Genomic DNA, 19,270 nt, shown 5'->3' with positions numbered 1-19,270 from the left:
TAGGACCCCGCGATGCCTAGGCCATCACGCGCTGGCAAGCAGACCTTTGAGTTCCGCGCGGCCGTCCTCGTCGAGCGGCAGCAGTGGCGGACGGGGATCGCCGGCATTGCGCCCCAGCAGATCCAGACCGGCCTTGACCGTCGTCGGCAGCCCGCCGGCGACGATGAAGCGCAGCAGCGGCGCGAGCTCGTCGTAGATCTCCTGCGCGCGGGCGCGGTCACCGGCGCGAACCGCGTCGTACAGGTCGAGGCACGGCTGCGGACGCAGATTCGGTGCGGCCGTGCACCAGCCGGACGCTCCGGCGAGCAGGGCGTCGAGCACCAGCGGATTGCTGCCGTTGTAGAAGGGCAGCGTCCCTCCGGAGAGCTCCGTGATGCGCAGCATCCGGGTGAGGTCGCCCGTGGATTCCTTGACCATGCGCACGTTGTCGATGTCGTTGAACATCCGCACCAGCAGTTCGGGCGCCATGTCGATGCCGCTGGTGGCCGGGTTGTTGTAGACCATGATCGGTAGGTCGACCGCCGCCGAGATGCTGGCGTAGTGCTGGAAAATCTCCCGCTCGTCCAGCTTCCAGTACGAGATCGGCAGCACCATCACGGCGTCGGCGCCGGCCTCCTGTGCATAGCGCGCACGCCGAATGGTGTTGGCAGTGGTCAGATCCGAGGCGCCGACGACAACGGGGACGCGGCCGCCGACGGTGGCCACCGTGGTGTCGACGACAGCGTCGAACTCGGCTTCGGTGAGGTACGCCGATTCGCCGGTGCTGCCCAGCGGCGCGATGGCATGCGCACCGGTGCTGACGAGCTGCTCGACGACGGCAGCCAGCGTGGCGGTGTCGACGTTGTCGCCGTCGCCGGTGAACGGCGTGATGGGGTAGGCGATGATGCCGTGAATCTCGGTCATGAGGTCTTATCCGTTCTGAGGTCAGTTGTCGAGGGCGTCGGGGTGGCGCACCAGCGCACGCCGCGCGTAATAGGCGAAGTTGGCGACGCTGCGCTTGGGCGTCAGCGTCCAGTCGTGGGCCTCGCGGGCCAGCCGGTCGGGCAACGGGGCGATGGTGCCGGCAGCCATGGCGGCCAGCTGGAGCTTGGCCCCGCGTTCGATGAGCACGGCCAGCGAGCAGGCTTCCTCGACGCTGGCGCCGGTCACCACCTGACCGTGATGGGCCAGCAGGATCGCCTTCTTGTCCCCCAGTGCCCCGGAGATGATCTCGCCTTCCTCATTGCCCACGGGGACGCCCGGCCAATCGGGCAGGAAGGCGCAGTCGTCGTACAACGGCGCGATGTCCATCTGCGACACGACCAGGGGGACTTCGAGCATCGACAGCGCCGCGACGTGGAACGGGTGCGTATGGATGATGCAGTTGACGTCGGGCCGGGCACGGTAAATCCAGGAATGAAAACGGTTGGCCGGGTTGGCCATTCCGTCACCCTCGAGAACATTGAGGTCTTCGTCGACGAGCAGCAGGTTGCCGGCGGTGATCTCGTCGAAGCCCAGCCCGAGCCGCTGGGTGTAGTACGTGCCGGGCTCCTCGGCGCGCGCGGTGATCTGCCCGGCCAGCCCCGAATCATGCCCGCCGTCGAACAGCGCACGGCAGGTCAGCGCCAGCTTCTCGCGGACGCTCAGATTCGAGTCCGCGAAATGGCGGTTCATCCCGTCTTCGGCGCGCTGCATCAGTTCGCCCTTGGAGTCATGCATGGTGTCGGTCATCGAGAACTCCTCTCAGCTCCGGTGCGTGGCCGCACCTCAATGACACATTGCAGACCATAGGACACATCGTGTCATGCAGTCAATGAGATATCCTCAGTCCCGTGAGTGGCTTGTTGCGTGCGGTGCGCCAACAACGCGGAATGACGCTGGAAGAGCTGGCGGCCGGCACCGGGCTGACCAAGAGCTACCTGTCCAAGGTCGAGCGCGGCCAGAGCGTGCCGTCGATCGCCGCCGCGCTGAAGATCTCGCGGACCCTCGATGTCGATGTGGCGCAACTCTTTTCCGATGATCCGGAAGTCAGCACGTTCACCGTCGAGCGGGTCGCCGACCGGGGCACTGCCCGCAATCAGGCGATCGCGGCGGGCATGCTGGGCAAGGCCATGTCACCGTTCGTGGTGCGCCCCGGCCGCCAATTCGCCGCCCACTCCCACCCGACGCATCCCGGTCAGGAGTTCGTGTTCGTCCACTCCGGGACGGTCGAACTCAACTACGACGGTCGCCTCGTCGAACTGGCGGCCGGCGACTGCGCCTACTTCGACGCTGCCACGCAGCACAAGCTCCGCCAGGTCGGCGACGAGACCGCCGAGGTGATCGTCGTGACCTCTCCCGCACCCCGCCGCTGAGGAATGCCAGCGCGCCCCGCCCGTGTTGCCCTACCCGTGCTCCAAACTCGAACCGTGACCTCGCGCCTTGGCTTTCCGTTGCTGGCCTATGCCTTCGCCGCCATCATGTTGGGCACCACACTGCCGACGCCGATCTACGCGCTGTACGCCCACAACCTGCACTTCGCGGTCCTGACGACGACGATCATCTTCTCGGCCTACGCCCTGGGCGTGCTGGCCGCACTGCTGTTGTTCGGCCGCTGGTCCGACGCCATCGGCCGGCGGCCGGTACTGATCGCGGGCGCAGTCGCTGCCATCGCGAGCGCCGTCGTGTTCCTCAATGCCGACAGCGTGCCGTTGCTGCTGGTGGGCCGGCTGTTGTCCGGCTTGTCGGCGGGCATCTTCACCGGCACCGCGACGGCCGCCGTCGTCGAGTCCGTGCCGGAGAATCGCCGGGAACAGGCCGCGGCGGGTGCCACCATCGCCAACATCGGCGGGCTGGGCGCCGGTCCCGTCGTGGCCGGGCTGCTGGTGCAGTACGCGCCGCATCCGTTGCAGCTGCCGTTCCTCGTGCACATCGTGCTGGCCGTGCTGGCCATCGCGGCGGTCTGGCTGGTGCCGGAGACCTCGAGCCGCACCGGCCGGATCGGTTTGCAGCGGTTGTCGGTCCCCGCCGAGGTCCGGGCGACGTTCGTCCTCGCGGCCACTGCGGCCTTTGCCGGGTTCGCGGTGATGGGCCTGTTCACGGCGGTGGCCCCGTCGTTCGTCAGCAGCGTCATCGGCATCGACAACCACGCCGTCGGCGGTGCCGTCGCGGCGTCGATCTTCGTCGCCTCCGCCGCCGCTCAACTGGCCGGACGCCGTCTCCATCCCCCACGGGCCGTCGCGCTGGGCTGCGCGACTCTCGTCGCGGGTATGGCGATTCTCGCTGTGGCACTGCAATTTTCATCGCTGGCCGGCCTGCTGGTCGCCGCGGTGGTGGCCGGCGTCGGGCAGGGCATCAGCTTCAGCCGGGGCTTGGCGGCCGTCGTCGAAGGCACGCCGACCGAGCGTCGCGCCGAAGTCAGTTCGACGTACTTCGTGGTGGCCTACGTAGCGATCTCGCTACCGGTCGTCAGCCTCGGCTTCGCCGCGCAGCGGTGGGGCCTGCAGGCAGCCGGCGTCAGCTTCGCCGTCGTCATCGCCGTCCTGGCGGCCGTCTGCCTGGCCGCCGTCCTGTGGCAGGAACGCCGCAGGTCAGCCTGATTTGAGTAGCAATACCTAGGGGTCCGAGCCTTACGTTCAAAGGCATGACCACCCGCGTCTTTCCTTCTGCTGCAGAGATCGCGCAGCGCACGCCGGCCGACCGTGACCGCGCCATCGACGTCATCCGCATCGTCTCGCTCGTCGGCGTCGTCGCCGGTCACACCATCATGGCGACCAGCATCATCGACAACGGCGTGTTCCGGTGGGGCAACCTGCTCACGACGTCGGTGGTGTTCCAGGCGCTGACCTGGGTGTTCCAGATCATGCCGTTGTTCTTCTTCGCCGGTGTCGCGGCCTCGGCCGGCTCGTACCGCAGCGGGACGAGCTGGGGCGGCTGGCTGCTCAAGCGCTGCACCAGGCTGTACCGGCCGGTGTTCTACTACCTGGTGTTCTGGGCCGCGGCGCTGCTGGTCCTCAAGCCGCTGCTGCCGATCCACGTCTACGAGCCCATCGCCGGCATCAGCACTCAGCTGCTGTGGTTCCTCGGCGCCTACGTGCTGGTGCTGGCCGCGGTGCCGCTGCTGGCGCGCATCACGACACTCCGCCGGCTCGTCGCCGCAGTGGGCGGCACGTACGCCCTGGTCGCGGTGGTCGACGCCATCCGCACCAACGACCACTCGTGGTCCGCGCTGGGCTACGCGAACTTCGTGGTGTGGCTGATCCCCGGCATGCTCGGGGTGGCGTACCGCCGTCAGCTGCTGACGGCCGCGGCCGCCTTGCGCGTAGGCCTCGCCATGCTGGCGGTCAACGTCGCTCTGGTCTGGGTCGGGCCGTACGAGCTGAGCCTCGTCGGTATCGAGACGCAGCACCTCAAGAACATGATGCCGCCGTCACTGCTGCTCGCCGGCCACGCAATCATGATGTGCGCGTTCGCCATTGCCGCCGCCCCGGCCATCAGCCGGTGGGCTGCCCGGCCGCAGGTCTGGCGCCTCGCGGTGATCGGCAACACCGGCGCCATGACCCTGTACCTGTGGCACATGCCCGCGCTGCTCGGCATGCACCTGGCCTTCGATCTGGCCGGCCTGCCCCGCTACCCCGGCCAGCCGCATTTCCTGGTCTTGAGCGTCTACCAGCTGACGATCATGGCCGCGCTGGTCGCCGGGCTCTTCCTGCTGCTGCGGCCGCTGGAGAACAACCCGCTGCCGCTGTGGGACGGCGGCCGGGTCTCGGCGCCGGGCTGGCGCAGCGCCCTCGTCGGGACGCTGCTGGTCGTCGCCGGCGCCGCCACGCTGGCGTCGGTCGGCTGGGGCCTGAAAGACACCGGCCTGCAGTGTGTTTCGGTGATGTTGACCGCGCTGATTGCGGCCAGGGCACTGGCCCGGGACTAGCCGCTCTTACGGCGGAACTCCCGCCGGCCACCGCCAACCGCGCCATGCGACTTGGAATTCTTGGCCCCGCCGTCCCGGTGGGCGGTGGCGCCGGCGGACCCGGCCTTCTTACGCTCGAGCGCCTCGCGGAACTTGCGCTTGGTCTCGTCGGATGAAGCTGAACCTTCGGCAGAGTTCTCGGGCATGTACGCAGACTATCGCGTTCAGCGCACGCCCGGCGGCAGCCCGTACAGATGGGTTATCGGCATGGTCAGTAGCACCCGACGGTCGGCGACCATCGCCCGGCGGTAATCGTCCCAGTCCGGATGCTCACCGGAGATGTTGCGGTACAAGGCGATCAGCCCCTCGACGGTGTCGTCGTCGGGTTCCGCGGCCGGTGGGCTCAACACCGCGTCGCCCTCGGCCACCGCGTATGCCCAACCGTCGTCGGACCGGACGTAGATCGACGCCCGGGCGTCCCGCCGCAGGTTGCGGGTCTTGGCCCGGGGTTCGGTGATCGAGACGCCGATGGTGACGGCCCTCGGGTCGAAGTAATAGGACACGTTCGACAACTGCGGCCGACCATCGCGTTTGATGGTGGCCAGCACGCCCAGCGAATTGTCGCTGATCAGCGCGAGCAGCTTGTCTTCGAAGACCTGACGGGTCATGGCACACAGCCTACGGCGCAACTGCCTACCATTGGGCGTCATGACGGAGTTCACATGACTCGCTACGCGGTATTTCTGCGCGGCGTCAACGTCGGCGGCGTGAATCTGAAGATGGCCGATGTCGCGGCCACGTTCCGGCAGGCCGGCTTCGATGACGTCAAGACTCTACTGGCCAGCGGCAACGTCGTGCTGTCCAGTTCGACGAAGGAGGCGACGGTCCGCACGAAAGCCGAAGCGGCGCTGCGGGACTCGTTCGGGTACGACGCCTGGGTGCTGGTGTACCCGATGTCGGAACTGAAAACGATATCGGCGGACTACCCCTTCGAGCGCGAGGTCGACGGGCATCATTCGTACGTCACCTTCGTCAGCGACCCCGACGTGCTGGATGAACTCGCGGCGCTCGACCCGGTCGGCGACGAATTGATCAGTCGCGGGCACGGCGTCCTGTACTGGCAGGTGGCCCGTGGCGACACCCTGAGCAGTGCGATCAGCAAGACCATGGGCAAGAAGCGCTACAAATCGTCCACCACCACCCGAAACTTGCGGACCATCGAGAAAGTGCTGGCTGCCACATGAGTTCACCGCGGAAGATCGACGGCACCACGCTGACGGGGGTCTCCGAGACGGCGCTGATGACCCTGCAGGTCCGGGCCAGCGAAGCGCGCCGGCCCGACGGCATCCTCGACGATCCGGTGGCGGTCGAGCTGGTGGACCGCATCGACTTCGATTTCGCCAAGTTCGGCTATTCGAACCGGCCCGACATGGCGATGCGTGCGTTGGCGTTCGACCGCGCCACCCGCGATTATCTGCGTGACCACCCGAAGGCCACCGTGGTGGCGCTGGCCGAAGGTCTGCAGACCAGCTTCTACCGCATCTCCGCAAGCGATGTCGGTACCGAATTCCGTTGGCTGACAGTTGATCTACCGCCGATGATCGAGGTCCGCAGTAAACTGCTGCCTCCTTCGGACCGGGTTTCGGTGTGCGCACAGTCGGCATTGGACTACAGCTGGATGGATCAGGTCGACGCCACCGAGGGCGTCTTCATCACGGCCGAGGGCCTGCTGATGTACCTACAGCCCGAAGAGTCGCTGGGACTGATCGCCGAGTGCGCCAAGCGGTTTCCGGGCGGGCGGCTGATGTTCGATTCGCCGCCGGCACTGTTCGCCCGACTGGTCGGGCGCGGAATGCGGACCTCGTTGCGCTACCGGGTGCCGCCGATGCCGTTCACCCTGTCGGCAAGCCAGGCCGCGCGATTGGTCGACACCATCCCGGGAATTCGGGCGGTCCACGACGTGGAGTCCCCCGCCACGCGCAGCCGGCTGCTGAACGCCATCATGCGGACGGCACAGCGGACTCCGCTGCTCGATCCGGTGCGCCCGGCGATGACGCTGCTGGAGTTCGGCTAGCGCCATCGCGCCGAATGCGCTGACAGACAGCGAATATGAGCGCCATCCGGCAATATGACCGGATGATTCCGCTCTCCTGGACGCCGGTCGGACCGGACGCCGCCGTCGTCGGCCCCGATGAACGGCTCAGCTGGCCCCGCACCATCGGCATCGGTGCCCAGCATGTGGTGGCGATGTTCGGGGCCACGTTCCTGGTGCCGGTGCTGACCGGTTTCCCGCCGGCCACCACGCTGCTGTTCTCCGGCGTCGGAACCATCGCGTTCCTGCTGATCACCGGAAACCGGCTGCCGAGCTATCTGGGGTCGAGCTTCTCGGTGATCGCGCCGGTGACCGCCGCGGTCGCCGCACACGGAACCGGCAGCGCGCTGGGCGGCTTGATCGCCGTGGGCCTGCTGTTGATCCTGGTCGGCGCGGTGGTGCATCTGATCGGCACGCGCTGGCTGGATGCGACGCTGCCGCCGGTGGTCACCGGTGCCATCGTCGCCCTGATCGGGTTCAACCTGGCGCCGGCGGCGAAGCACAATTTCGAGAAGGGGCCGCTGGTCGGCCTGGTGACGCTGGTGCTGCTGGTTGCGACGCTGGCGTTCTTCCGCGGCATCATCGGCCGGCTGGCCATCTTCCTGGCGGTGGTCATCGGTTACCTGCTGGCGCTGGCCCTCGGCGACGTCGACACCGCGGCGATCGCTGCCGCGCCGTGGATCGGGCTGCCCGAATTCCACGGTCCGTCCTTCGGTCTGGCGGTCCTGCCGATGTTCCTGCCGGCCGTGATCGCGCTGATCGCCGAGAACATCGGGCACGTGAAATCAGTCGGCCAGATGACGGGCCGGGACCTGGACCCGCTGATGGGCCGGGCGCTGGCGGCCGACGGCGTGGCCACCGTGCTGGCCGGCGCCGGCGGCGGATCCGCCACCACCACCTACGCCGAGAACATCGGGGTGATGGCCGCGACGCGCATCTACTCGACCGCCGCGTACTGGGTGGCCGCCACCGTGGCCGTCGTACTGTCGTTGTGTCCCAAGGTCGGTGCCGCCATCTCCGCCATTCCGCCCGGCGTGCTGGGCGGGGCGACGATCGTGCTCTACGGTCTGGTCGGCATCCTCGGGGTGCGGATCTGGCTGACCAACCAGGTGGATTTCTCCCAGCCGGTCAACCAGATGACCGCCGCCATCCCGCTGATCATCGGTATCGCCGATTTCACCTGGCAGGCCGGACCGTTGACGTTCACCGGCATCGCGCTCGGTTCCGTTGCGGCGCTGGTGATCTACCACGGCATGCGGGGGCTGACCGCGATCCGCGGTGGTACCCGCTACCCGGCCCAGACGTCCTCGACGTAGCGGTCGGAGTTGACCAGGCCGGCCAACCAGGCGCGGGCGGCGGCGTCGTCGGCCCCGGCCTTGCTGCGGTAGATGTCCTGGAACGCAGCGCGCACCGCGGGCGCCATCCGGGCGCCGTCGCCGCACACATAGACGTGGGTGTCGTTGTCCGGGTTACCGATCATGTCCCAGACCTCGTCGGCGTCCGCGGCGATGCGATCCTGCACGTACTTGACCTCGTCACCCGCCCGGGAGAACGCCGGCCGCATCCGCACGATGCCGAGTCGCTCGGCGTCCTCGGCCTCGTCGCGGAACAGGTAGTCCACATCCGGGTGCCGCACACCGAAGAAGCACAGCGCCGCGGTGAACGGCTCGCCCGCTTCCAGAGCGCCCAGCCGATCTCCGATGAATCCCCGGAACGGGGCGACGCCTGTCCCGGCACTGACCAGGATGACGTTACGGGTCGGGTCGGCGCCGGCGCGGAACGCCTGCCGCGCGGGATCTACGCGCATCCGAATCTGCTGTCCTGGAACGGAATCCGCGAGGTAGCTGGATGAGACGCCGCGGAACACACCGGCCCCGGATCGCGCAGGCCCTTCCAGTACCCCGACCACCAGCTCAACTTCCCGGGCACGGCGGCGCGACGACGTGGCGATCGAATAGTGCCGCGGGGACATCGGTTCGAACAGTTCCAGCAGCTCGGCACGGCTGAGCTGGGTGGCCGGGAACTCCGCCAGGCACTCGGTGACACTCAGTGCGCGCGCGTCAGGGACGTCGGCCAGCGCGGTCAGTGCGGCGCGCTCCGGCGGGCATGGGTTCGCCGCCGCCAATCGCAGCAGCTGACTCCGGGTGGCCGGCTTGCGGAGTTCGAGGAAGTGCGTAAGCAGTTCGCGCACAGTGACTTCCCGGTCGATCGGGATCGCCCGCCGGGTACTGCGCCGTGGATTGATCGAGATGCGGCGATCGAGCCGCAGGTCCAGCAGCTCACCGACCTCGTCGACGAGCGCGGGGCTGTTGTCCGGCAGCACGGTGAGGTGATCACCGGTCTGGTAGTCGACGCCGTCGGGCAGCGCGATGCGGATCAACCGCTTGTCCTGTCCGAACTCAGAGCCGGTGTCCACCAACGGAATGTTGTCCAGCACGGTGGCCGGCTGCACCTGATGACGGGCGTCGATCGCGGCGGTGACGGGCCCATCGATGGCGCGCAGATCGTAGAGCGGCTCGTCGGCTACGGGCTCATCAGTTGCGACGGCGCCGAAGACGCCTCCGAGCGCATTCCACAGCGCCACCGAGAAGTCCTCCACCACGCCGGCGAAGTCACCCGAGGTGTCGGCTTCGACCATCGGAAGGAGTTGCGTGGCACCGAGTTCCGCGAGTCGGGCGTCGATGCGCCGGGGTATGGCCATGTAGGTCTCAGCCCAATTTCGGTCGCCGACACCAAGAACGGCATACGGCACCGCCGGCGCGTGGTCGGCCGCGCCGTCCAGCCAGTCCACGAATGCGCGCGCGTCGTCGGTCGGCATCCCGTTGTACGACGCGGCGACGATCACCACCGCACCCTGATCCGGCAGTGCACCGGTTGCGGAATCCAATGCGGCAACGGTTGTTTCATAGCCGAGGTCGACGGCTTCGTCGCCGAGCTGCTGCGCCAGCGAGCGACAGTTCCCAAGGTTCGAGCCATGCAGCACAAGCAGTTTCGTGCCTGCTGGCACTGCCGCGCGCGACTGCGTCACCGGCGCGGCCGGCACTGCCGCGGGCACCTGCCGGCGCTCCTCCGGGGTACGGCGGACGAGTTGCACGTGGAAGCCCTCCGGCTTGCGCAGCAGGTCGCTGTGGGTACGCAGGGTGTAGTGCTCGACATCGACGAACCGGTAGCGGTGCACCAGGGTCGCGATCGCCATCGTCGCTTCGTGCAGCGCGAACTGACGTCCGATGCAAGACCGCGCGCCGGTGCCGAACGGCTTGAACAGATTGACCGGACGCTGCCCGGCCTGCTCGGGGTCGAAGCGGTCGGGATCGAAGATTTCGACGTTGTCGCCCCACTCGGGCTGACGATGCAGCGACGACGTCAGCACCGTCACCGCTTCGCCTTGCCGCACCGGATACTTCCCGCCGATCACGGTGTCCGCCAAGGCCATTCGATCGAATTCGCGCACCGGTGGAGACAGCCGCAACGTCTCGTCGATGATCCGGCGAATGTAGGTGAGCTTGCCGATCTCGTCGAACGCCGGCACGTGGTCGTCGTCGGGGCCGAACACGGCGTCGGCCTCCGCCTGTGCCCGGTGCAGCACGGCCGGGTTCTTCACGATGCTGTAGAGCGCGGTCGGCATCACCGTCGACGTGGTGTCCTGCCCGGCGACCATGAACGTGGCGATCTGATTGCGGATGCTGTCGTCGTCGAGGATCGGTTTCCCGTCGGGTCCCGGTTGCAGCATCAGGACCAGGAGGTCGTCGAGTTCGGCCGCGCCCGCGCGGTGCCCGGCGATCAGATCCGCGATGAAGCCGAACAGATTGTCGCGCTCGGCCTCGAAGACCCCCGGGTCGGCATTGGGCCCGGCGAGAATCTGGTTCAGGGCCGCCGCGAAACTGGCCGGAACGTCGGCAAGCCCGTCGTGCTGGTAGGAGTCGAACCTGGCGCCGAACCCGGCCAGGCCGACGGTGTCCATGGCCAGCTTCGCCAGGTCACCGGCCACGTCCACCGGGCGGGCGCCGACCGCGGCATCCCACTGCTCGATCAACTGGCGGATGATGTCCAGCATCGCGGGGTGATAGCTGCGGAGTCCGCTGAAGCTGAATCCCGGGATCAGGAGGTCGTGGGCTTCCTGCCAGCCGTCCTCACCGGTGTAGGACGTGAACAGCCCGTTACCGGCGAGCGGCCGGAATCGGGCCAACCGGTCGGTGAGGCCCTTGACGAAGCGGGTCTCGTCGCATAATTCGTCGACCAGCGCCAACGAGCAGGCGTACAACCGCCGACTGCCGCCGAAATCCGCATAGAACAGCGGCCCGTACTGCTCGGTCAGCAAATCCAGTGGCAACGAATACGGCCGCCCGGGCAGTGGCCCGGGCGGCAATACGACGCCGACAGCTGAAGGGACACCGGGAATTTCAGGCGGGACCGCGGGAGAGAACGACTCCATTCCCGTCAGCGTATGCGGCCACCCTGAGCGCCGATCAAGAAATCGGCACGAACTCCTCAACTTCGGCGCGCGCGGCGCTCGTGAACCGCAGGCTCGGGTCGGCCACCACGCCGTGCCGCAGCATCTCGCGGTCGAAGTTGTAGTTCATCGACATCACCCAGGGTCCGGAAACGCCCTGTCGGGGCAGCGTGTCCGCGACGCGCTGGACGTATCCGGCGGCGAAGTCGAGTAGCGGCTTGGTGTCCATGCCCGCGTCGTCGAACTCCGGCCGGACGCTGTCGAATCCGCCCTCGTCCATGTGTTTCAGCAGCCGGCAGAAATGCTCGCACAGCAGTCCGACTTTGAGCGTCCACGACGAGTTCGTGTAGCCGAAGGCGAAGGCGAAGTTCGGCACACCCGAGAGCATGATGCCCTTGTAGGCGACGGTGTCCGAGAGGTTCACCGCCTGACCATCGACGGTCAGGGACATGCCACCGAACAGTTGGACGTTCAAACCCGTTGCGGTGACGATGATGTCGGCGTCCAGATGCTGTCCGGACTCCAGCTCGATGCCGGTCTCGGTGAAGGTCGCGATGCGGTCGGTGACCACCGAGGCCTTGCCGCTGCCGATCGCCTTGAACAGGTCGGCGTCGGGCACGGTGCACAGGCGCTGGTCCCACGGCTTGTAGGCGGGGCTGAAGTGCGTGTCGACAGGGTAACCCTCGGGCAGTTCGCGGGCGTTGGTCCACCGGATGAGGCGCCGGGCGGCGGCCGGGTACTTCTGGCAGAGCGTGTACACCGCGCGCTGCCGGATGACGTTCTTCCGCCGGGCGAGGGCATAGCCGCGATCGGCGCCGAGCACGCGCCCGGCCACGTTGGCGAACGCATCCTTGGACGGCACCGGAAGGATGTAGGTCGGCGAGCGCTGCAGCATGGTCACGTGCGCGGCCTTGGCGGCCATCGATGGCACGAGCGTCACCGCCGTTGCACCGCTGCCGATGATGACGACCTTCTTGCCGGTGTAGTCGAGGTCCTCGGGCCAGTGCTGCGGGTGCACGATCTGACCGGCGAACCGGTCGCGGCCCGGGAACTGCGGGGTGAAGCCCTCGTCATAGCGGTAGTAGCCGCCGGCGCAGAACAGCCAGTTGGCGGAGATTTGCACCAGTTCGTCGGTGTCGGTGCGCTCGACGTCCACGACCCAGCGCGCGGTGTTGCTGTCCCACGCGGCGCCGAGGACCTTGTGGTGGAACCGGATGTTGCGGTCGATGTTGTTCTCGCTGACCGTCTCTCGCAGGTAGGCCAGAATCTTGTCGGCGGAGGCGATGGCGTCCTCGTCGCGCCACGGCTTGAACTCGTAGCCGAAGGTGTGCAGGTCGGAGTCGGAGCGAATGCCGGGGTACCGGAACAGGTCCCAGGTGCCACCCGTCGCGCCGCGGGACTCCAGGATCGCGTACGACCGCCCCGGATGGTCCTTCTGCAGGTAGTAGGCGGCGCCGATGCCGGAGATTCCGGCGCCGACGATCAGTACGTCGACCTGGTCGGTGTTGGCGGTGTGCTCCATTGCGGACTCCCTGTTGGCAGTGGTGGGCGTGGTCACAATGTTGGCGCGCACAGACCCCCAACCAAAGGTCAAAACATCTCAAATTTCTCCAATTCTGGTGCAATACGCACCAGCGACGATAACCTGGAGCCATGGACGGAGCGCGGCCGTCACCGCAGGTACGCGAGTTGATCCGCCAGTGCGCACAGGTTGTCACCAACGCCCCGCCGGACTGGCTCGAGGAACTCGACCGCGCCGTGCTGAGCGCCAATCCGGCCATCGCGTCGGACCCGGAACTGGCGGCGGCCGTGAGCCGCAGCAATCGGTCGAACCTGTTGTGCTGGGGCACCGCCAACGTCCGCGACCCCGGCGCCCCCGTGCCCGCCAACGCGAGCTCGGAACCGATGGCCGTCGCGCGGGAGATGGTCCGCCGCGGCGTCGATTCCTACACGTTGGACGCATACCGGGTCGGCGAAGGCGTTGCGTGGCGACGTCTGATGGAGATCGCGTTCGAACTGACGTCAGACCACGCCGACCTGCTCGCGATGCTCGACGTCTGCTCGCGGTCGATCAGCGACTTCATCGAAGCCACCCTGGCCGCCATCGCGGCGCAGATCGAACTCGAGCGCGACGAGCTCACGCGCGGCACCCACGCCGAGCGCAGGGAGACGGTCGCACTGTTGCTGGACGGCGCCCCGATCCCCCGGCAGCGCGCCGAAAGCCGGCTCGCTTACGGGCTCGGCGGTACCCACACCGCCGCCGTCATCTGGACCGACAATCCGAATGGCGACCTGTCCCAATTGGACCGCGCCGCAGAGGCTTTCGGGCATTCCGCGGGTGGCCGGCCACTCAGCGTGCCGGCGAGTACCGCCACGCGGTGGGTGTGGGCGCCGGGTCCGGTCGACGTCGATGCGCTGGCACCTGCGGCCGGCCGCGACGTCCGCATCGCGATCGGCTCGACGGGCCCTGGGGTGGACGGGTTCCGCCGAAGCCACTTCGACGCGATCACCACCCAACAGATGATGGCGCGACTGCATTCGCCACAGCAGATCGCGGAGTACACCGATATCGAACTGGTCGCGCTGCTCACCGCCGACGCCGACCGGGCCGCGGTCTTCGTCAAGCGGGTGTTGGGTGAGCTGGAAACCGCGAGCCCGGAATTGCGCTCCGCGGTACGGATATTCGTGCGTGAGCAGTGCAACGTGTCCCGCGCCGCGGGCAAGCTCTTCACGCATCGCAACACCTTGCTGCGCAGGCTGGCCCGGGCCGACGAACTGCTGCCGCGCCCGCTGTCCGAGAACAGCGTAGAAGTCGGCGTGGCGCTCGACGTGTTGCACTGGCGCGGTTGAGTTTTCACCGCCGCGCTACTCGAACGCCGCGTCCAGATACCGCAGCGCGTCGGCTTTCAACACGCCAAATGCCCGGGCCGTGTCCGCGAAGGTATTGGCCGCGTCCACCATGGCGGCGGCGGCCGGGTCAGCAGCGGCCACGAAAGTGCCTGACCGACCCCGGGTTTCGAGGACCCCCGCGGTCTCGAGCTCGCGATAGGCCCGGGCGACGGTATTGGCCGCCATGCCCAACGTGCCGGCCAGGTCGCGCACGGTGGGCAGCCGGGCCCCCGCGGGCAGGCGTCCGTCGCGAATGGCCCCGATGATCTGCAGCCGGAGCTGGTCGAACAGGGGCCCCACGTGCGGATCGAGCCGGACCCACTCACCGAAATCGGTCATCCGCCGAGTATGGCCGATGGCCCTGAACAACACGTTCGCCGCCACCGAAGTGGCCCAGATCACCCGTAACCCGATAACGTGGTCGGATGCGGGTGACGGTGTTCAGCGGTGCGGGGATGTCCGCCGACAGTGGCGTGCCGACCTTCCGGGATGCCGAGACCGGCTTGTGGGCCAACACCGACCCCTACGAGATCTCGAGTTCGGATGCCTGGCGCCGCCACCCCGAGCGCGTGTTCGCCTGGTATCTGTGGCGCCATCACATGATGGGCAACGTGTCCCCCAACGACGGGCACCGGGCAGTGGCCGCGTGGCAGGACTACACCGAGGTCGACGTCGTCACCCAGAACATCGACAACCTGCATGAGCGGGCCGGCAGCACGCGGGTCCACCATCTGCACGGCAGCTTGTTCCACTTCCATTGCGACAGTTGCAAAGCCGGATTCGACGGCACGCTGCCAGCGATGCCCGAGCCGGCCATCACGGTCGAGCCGCCGGAGTGCTACTGCGGCGGTCTGGTGCGGCCCAATGTGGTGTGGTTCGGCGAGAACCTGCCCGCCGACGCGTGGGACAGCTCCGTCAGAGCGGTCAGCGCGGCCGACCTGGTGATCACCGTCGGCACCTCGTCGGTGGTGTACCCCGCGGCGTCCCTGCCGGAAGCCGCTGCGGCGCAGGGTATTCCGGTGATCGAGGTGAACCCGAAGCCGACGCCGTTCTCGGATCAGGCCACGGTGTCCCTGCGCGAGACGGCGGCCACTGCGCTGCCGACCCTGTTACAGCGGCTGCCCGATCTGCTCCCGACGATCAAGCAGGCCTGACGGCTCGACCCAACGCCACCTCGGCCAGGGGCACCCAGCCCGGCAGCATCAGCACGCGACGGGCATCCGAAACCTGGAATCCGGCGCCGACGATGCTCTGCTCGGTTTCCCGGTGTGCGTGACAGTTGCCCGAAATCTTCGGCCAGAATGTCGAATCCAGGAAACGCTGCACCCGGCCACGCACCCCGCCGCTCGCGACGTGCTCGAAGTAGCGCAGCTCGCCGCCCGGCTTCAGCCGCGAATACATCTGCCGCAGCACGCTTTCCGGTTCGTCGACCGAGCACAGCACGAGTGAGCACACCACCGCGTCGAAAAGATCGCCGCTGTCGTAGTTCTCGACGGTCTCGGTGCGGACCGTCACCGGCACCGGCGCGGTGAGCGCCGCCTTCCGCGCCAGCGGTGCCAGCCGGACCTCCGGCTCGACGGCCACCACCTCGGTCACGGTGTCCGGGTAGAACGCGAAGTTGGTTCCGGTTCCGGCGCCGATCTCCAGCACCCGGCCGCGCAAACCGGCGAGATTCTCCTGCCGCAGCTTGGTCATGAACTTGCGTTCGCGCGACGACATCGCGATCCACATGCGGGCGAAGAACGGGTTGTCCACCGAGGTGTCGGTCATCGTCAGGAACCTTTCAGTCGCTCGACCAGCTGCTGCGGCGTCGTACCCGAGGCGCCCAGTCCTCTCACCATGCCACCGAGGCACGCGGCGCTGAGCACCCGGTCCGCGAACTCCTCGAGATCGCCGAACGGCAGATATGGCCGCGAGATGAACAATGCCGCCAGCCCGTGCGCCACCGTCCACAATCCGAGTGCCGCCACCGTCACATCGCCGCGCGGATAATTGCCCTCGTCCATCAGCGCCTGCACCGAATCCCGCATATGCACGAAGGCCGCGGCGTCGAGGGCCTGATCCACGTCGCTGCCCGGGTGCCCCTCGGACATCATGGCGATCCGGTAGAGCTCGGGGTTCTGCCGCGCGAAGCGGACATACGCCAGGCCCTGCGCACGCAACCGGTCGATGGTCGTCGGCTGCTCGGCGGCCACCTGCTGCATGACGTCGTCGAGTCGCTCGAAGTACCGGCCGCACACCGCGTCCAACAAGGCGTCCTTGTCGGCGAAATGGAGGTAGATCGATGGCGGGGTGACGCCCACCCGCTGCGAGACCGATCGGATGGACACCTCCTTGGCGCTGCCGGTGTCCAGTAGCAATTCGGTTGCCGCATCGAGGATTTCGTCGCGCAGCTGGTCTCCGGCCCCGCGCGGGGCCCGCCGCCGCTTGGCCTCGGTCATTGCGCTCCGCATGCCGACGGCACGGGTGGGTCGCTCGCACCGGACTCACTGATGCCGATGCGCTTGTGCAGCCGGGCCAGTGGCGCCGGCGCCCACCAGTTCCACCGTCCCATCAGGTGCATGAAGGCCGGTACCAGCACCGTCCGCACGAGAGTGGCATCGACCAGAACGGCGATCGTCAGGCCGAGTCCGAACATCCGCATGAACGACACTTCCGCGGCGATCAGCGCGCCGAACGAAATCGACATCACCAGCGCCGCGGCGGTGATGACCCGGCCGGTGTGGGCCAGGCCGAGCGCGACGCTCTCGTCGTTGGCTTCTTGAGTGGCGGCCTGCCCCGCCTGCCAGAACTCACGGATGCGGGCGACCAGGAACACCTCGTAATCCATCGACAGCCCGAACGCGATACAGAACAGCAGGACCGGCATGTTGGACGCCAACGTCCCGGTCGCCGTGGTGCCGAGCGCGCCGAGGTGACCGTCCTGGAAGATCCAGACCAGGGCACCGAACGCCGCCGTGAGCGAAAGAACGTTGAGGACAACGGCTTTCACGGGCAGGACCACGCTGCCGGTGAGCAGGAACAGGAGCCCGAGCGTGATGACGGCGATGACAGCCAGCACCCACGGCAGCCGGTCGGTGACGGCCTGCACGCTGTCGTGGCTGATCTGCGCCACGCCCGCGAGCTGCACCGTGCGCCCGTCCGGCCCCTTGACCGCGTGCACCGCGTCGAGCTGCGCCTGAGACGCGTCCGAGAACAGCGGCGCGCTGCTGCCGATCGTCAGGAAGGCACTGCCGTCGACGATCGCGGCACCGGGACCGGCCGGCGCCACTTTCCGGCCGCCGACGAAAGTTCCGGTCGGCGAGGAGACTTCGGTGACCGCGGTGACGCGCGAGAGGTCGGCGGCATAGGTATCGAACGCGGCCGGGGTCAACCCCACGGCGTCGGGAATGACGGCCGTGATGTCGGTGGCCGAGTTGTTGGCGTAGTCGTTGCGCAGCTGGTCCCCCACCTCGTGCGCCGACGCCGTCGTCGGCAGCACCCGCTCGTCGGGGAATCCCCATTTCGCGCCGAGGAACGGCGCACCCAGCACCAGCAGCAGTACGACGACGGCCACACCAGCCGACACCGAACGGCGCATGACCGCCTTGGCCGTGCGGTAGAAGAACGTCGCCTGCACGGGCTTGGGCGTGGTGTCGCGCCGGAACAGGTGCGGCAGGCTGAGGGCGTCGAGCCGGTCGCCGAGCAGCCAGATGGCCGCCGGCGTGACGATCACCGCGGCCGCTGCCGCGAACGCCACCGTCGCGATGCCGGCGTAGGCGATGGACGTGAGGAAGTACATCGGAAACATCAGCATGGCTGCCATCGACAGCCCGACCGTCGTCGCCGAGAACAGCACGGTGCGGCCCGCGGTGACCATGGTGCGGATCAGCGCCCGATCCCGCGGCTGCCCTTCGGCGACCTCGTCGCGGTAGCGGCTGATGATCAACAGCGTGTAGTCGATGGCGAGGGCCAGCCCAAGGGCGGTGGCCACGTTCAGCGCGAACACCGATACGTCGGTGAAGAAAGTGATGGTGCGCAGCACCGCGAGCGTGCCGGTCATGGCCAGCCCGCCGACCAGGATCGGCAGGGCGGCGGCGACCAGTCCGCCGAACACCCACACCAGCACCAGGAAGCTGAGCGGTATCGCGATGGACTCCATGACGAACAGGTCATGCTCGGTCTGGGTGTTGATCTGGGAGTAGATGATGGCCCCGCCGCCGGCTTTGACGGTGACGCCGGGCCGGTCGTGCACCACCTGATCGGCGAGTTCCTGCGCGTACTTCTGCGCGTTGTTCTCACCACCGTTCATGCCGGCGACGATCAACCCGGAGGTGCCGTCCTTGCTGGTCAGTTCTCCGGCTGCGGCTGGTGGCACGGTCCAGGCCGAGGAGACGTAGGCGACGTGGGGCGAGGCCTTCAGGTGGTCGACGATGTCGCGGGCGGCCGCGGAGGCAGCCGGCCCGTGCACCCCGTCGGGCGCGGTGACGGTAACCAACATCGGCATGTCGCCTTGGTGGAACTTGGTGGCCAGCAGTCGGCCGGCTTGCGACGACTCGGCCTTGGGATCTTGGAAACCGCCCGCGGGCAGGGTCTTGACCACCGGGATGCCGAAGATCGCCGCGGCGATGAGCACCAACCCCGCGAGCACCAGAATTCTCTTCGGCGCGGCGATGGCCAGCAGCGCGATGCGGTTCAGCATGCATTCCCCTTTTCGTAACACCGCTAAGTTAGCGTCGATAACTTAGGCGTGTCAACGGTCACTACCAAGGGATACGAGATTTATTGACGTCCGGTTCACCGGACCGACCAGGCGCTATCCACGTGACGGTTGTCATGTTTGCTACTGGCCAGTGAACTAAGCCGCGAACAGGGGCGCAGACACTGCATCAAGATCACCCGTGGCCTTGCGGAATGTGAGCTACCCGCGGGTCACTTAGGGGTCCGGGTCGGCCAACCTACCCAGCGGTAAGAATTGCCAACGTTTTCCGAATCG

General features: G+C 67.7%; 18 protein-coding genes. 8 read left to right on the top strand and 10 right to left on the bottom strand.

From position 1 onward, the window contains the following. Window positions 1–24: 24 nt before the first annotated feature. The gene (locus ACWW1C_RS05555; protein WP_455982515.1) at window positions 25–903 is read right to left on the bottom strand and encodes a dihydrodipicolinate synthase family protein; all 879 of its coding nucleotides are present in this window, start codon (window positions 901–903) and stop codon (window positions 25–27) included. 21 nt (window positions 904–924) lie between these two features. Continuing rightward, window positions 925–1,710 carry an aldolase gene (locus ACWW1C_RS05550; RefSeq protein ID WP_455982514.1) on the bottom strand — a complete coding sequence of 262 codons (786 nt, stop codon included), beginning with the start codon at window positions 1,708–1,710 and terminating at the stop codon, window positions 925–927. Between the two features lie 101 nt (window positions 1,711–1,811). Between ACWW1C_RS05550 and ACWW1C_RS05545 the strand changes: the two genes are divergently transcribed. The 3 genes from ACWW1C_RS05545 to ACWW1C_RS05535 are packed head-to-tail and all read left to right on the top strand — an operon-like array spanning window position 1,812 to window position 4,885. After that, entirely contained in the window at window positions 1,812–2,333 is a 522-nt protein-coding gene (locus ACWW1C_RS05545) for a helix-turn-helix domain-containing protein (protein WP_455982513.1), read from the top strand. A gap of 3 nt (window positions 2,334–2,336) precedes the next feature. Beyond that, the gene (locus ACWW1C_RS05540; protein ID WP_455982512.1) at window positions 2,337–3,557 is read left to right on the top strand and encodes an MFS transporter; all 1,221 of its coding nucleotides are present in this window, start codon (window positions 2,337–2,339) and stop codon (window positions 3,555–3,557) included. 44 nt (window positions 3,558–3,601) lie between these two features. Then, window positions 3,602–4,885 (top strand): acyltransferase family protein, encoded by a 1,284-nt coding sequence (locus ACWW1C_RS05535; RefSeq protein ID WP_455982511.1) that lies wholly within the window; start codon window positions 3,602–3,604, stop codon window positions 4,883–4,885. Here the strand turns inward: ACWW1C_RS05535 and ACWW1C_RS05530 are convergent. Continuing rightward, the gene (locus tag ACWW1C_RS05530; RefSeq protein WP_455982510.1) at window positions 4,882–5,070 is read right to left on the bottom strand and encodes a DUF5302 domain-containing protein; all 189 of its coding nucleotides are present in this window, start codon (window positions 5,068–5,070) and stop codon (window positions 4,882–4,884) included. The two genes, ACWW1C_RS05535 and ACWW1C_RS05530, sit on opposite strands and share 4 nt — an antisense overlap. An 18-nt stretch (window positions 5,071–5,088) precedes the next feature. Further along, complete coding sequence (locus ACWW1C_RS05525; protein ID WP_455982509.1) at window positions 5,089–5,532, bottom strand: PPOX class F420-dependent oxidoreductase; 444 nt, start codon at window positions 5,530–5,532, stop codon at window positions 5,089–5,091. Between the two features lie 54 nt (window positions 5,533–5,586). Between ACWW1C_RS05525 and ACWW1C_RS05520 the strand changes: the two genes are divergently transcribed. The 3 genes from ACWW1C_RS05520 to ACWW1C_RS05510 all read left to right on the top strand — a co-directional run bounded on the left by ACWW1C_RS05520 (window position 5,587) and on the right by ACWW1C_RS05510 (window position 8,272). After that, entirely contained in the window at window positions 5,587–6,108 is a 522-nt protein-coding gene (locus ACWW1C_RS05520) for a DUF1697 domain-containing protein (protein ID WP_455982508.1), read from the top strand. After that, the gene (locus ACWW1C_RS05515) at window positions 6,105–6,938 is read left to right on the top strand and encodes a class I SAM-dependent methyltransferase (RefSeq protein ID WP_455982507.1); all 834 of its coding nucleotides are present in this window, start codon (window positions 6,105–6,107) and stop codon (window positions 6,936–6,938) included. Before ACWW1C_RS05520 ends, ACWW1C_RS05515 begins: the two co-directional genes overlap by 4 nt. Before the next feature lie 62 nt (window positions 6,939–7,000). Beyond that, entirely contained in the window at window positions 7,001–8,272 is a 1,272-nt protein-coding gene (locus tag ACWW1C_RS05510) for a uracil-xanthine permease family protein (RefSeq protein ID WP_455984157.1), read from the top strand. Here the strand turns inward: ACWW1C_RS05510 and ACWW1C_RS05505 are convergent. Beyond that, complete coding sequence (locus tag ACWW1C_RS05505; RefSeq protein ID WP_455982506.1) at window positions 8,245–11,388, bottom strand: bifunctional cytochrome P450/NADPH--P450 reductase; 3,144 nt, start codon at window positions 11,386–11,388, stop codon at window positions 8,245–8,247. The genes ACWW1C_RS05510 and ACWW1C_RS05505 overlap by 28 nt on opposite strands. A 34-nt stretch (window positions 11,389–11,422) precedes the next feature. Beyond that, entirely contained in the window at window positions 11,423–12,928 is a 1,506-nt protein-coding gene (locus ACWW1C_RS05500) for a flavin-containing monooxygenase (RefSeq protein WP_455982505.1), read from the bottom strand. A gap of 131 nt (window positions 12,929–13,059) precedes the next feature. Between ACWW1C_RS05500 and ACWW1C_RS05495 the strand changes: the two genes are divergently transcribed. Beyond that, entirely contained in the window at window positions 13,060–14,256 is a 1,197-nt protein-coding gene (locus ACWW1C_RS05495; protein ID WP_455982504.1) for a PucR family transcriptional regulator, read from the top strand. 15 nt (window positions 14,257–14,271) lie between these two features. Here the strand turns inward: ACWW1C_RS05495 and ACWW1C_RS05490 are convergent, their stop codons facing one another. Beyond that, on the bottom strand, window positions 14,272–14,634 hold the full coding sequence (locus tag ACWW1C_RS05490) for a GntR family transcriptional regulator (RefSeq protein WP_455982503.1): 363 nt from the start codon (window positions 14,632–14,634) through the stop codon (window positions 14,272–14,274). Window positions 14,635–14,720: 86 nt separating this feature from the next. Between ACWW1C_RS05490 and ACWW1C_RS05485 the strand changes: the two genes are divergently transcribed. Continuing rightward, window positions 14,721–15,449, top strand: coding sequence for an NAD-dependent deacylase (locus ACWW1C_RS05485; protein ID WP_455982502.1), 729 nt, complete (start codon window positions 14,721–14,723; stop codon window positions 15,447–15,449). Here the strand turns inward: ACWW1C_RS05485 and ACWW1C_RS05480 are convergent. From ACWW1C_RS05480 to ACWW1C_RS05470, 3 genes are read right to left on the bottom strand one after another with little or no spacing between them, the layout of a single operon-like run. After that, window positions 15,436–16,065 (bottom strand): class I SAM-dependent methyltransferase, encoded by a 630-nt coding sequence (locus ACWW1C_RS05480; protein ID WP_455982501.1) that lies wholly within the window; start codon window positions 16,063–16,065, stop codon window positions 15,436–15,438. The genes ACWW1C_RS05485 and ACWW1C_RS05480 overlap by 14 nt on opposite strands. Window positions 16,066–16,067: 2 nt before the next feature. Continuing rightward, complete coding sequence (locus tag ACWW1C_RS05475) at window positions 16,068–16,736, bottom strand: TetR/AcrR family transcriptional regulator (protein ID WP_455982500.1); 669 nt, start codon at window positions 16,734–16,736, stop codon at window positions 16,068–16,070. Continuing rightward, window positions 16,733–18,976: an MMPL family transporter gene (locus ACWW1C_RS05470; protein ID WP_455982499.1), complete on the bottom strand. Its 2,244-nt coding sequence runs from the start codon at window positions 18,974–18,976 to the stop codon at window positions 16,733–16,735. The genes ACWW1C_RS05475 and ACWW1C_RS05470 overlap by 4 nt, the downstream gene beginning before the upstream one ends. Window positions 18,977–19,270: the final 294 nt, after the last annotated feature.

Source organism: Mycobacterium sp. HM-7, assembly GCF_053852335.1.
Note: the sequence above shows the minus strand (reverse complement) of the source record. Positions and strands in the feature narration are given on the sequence as shown.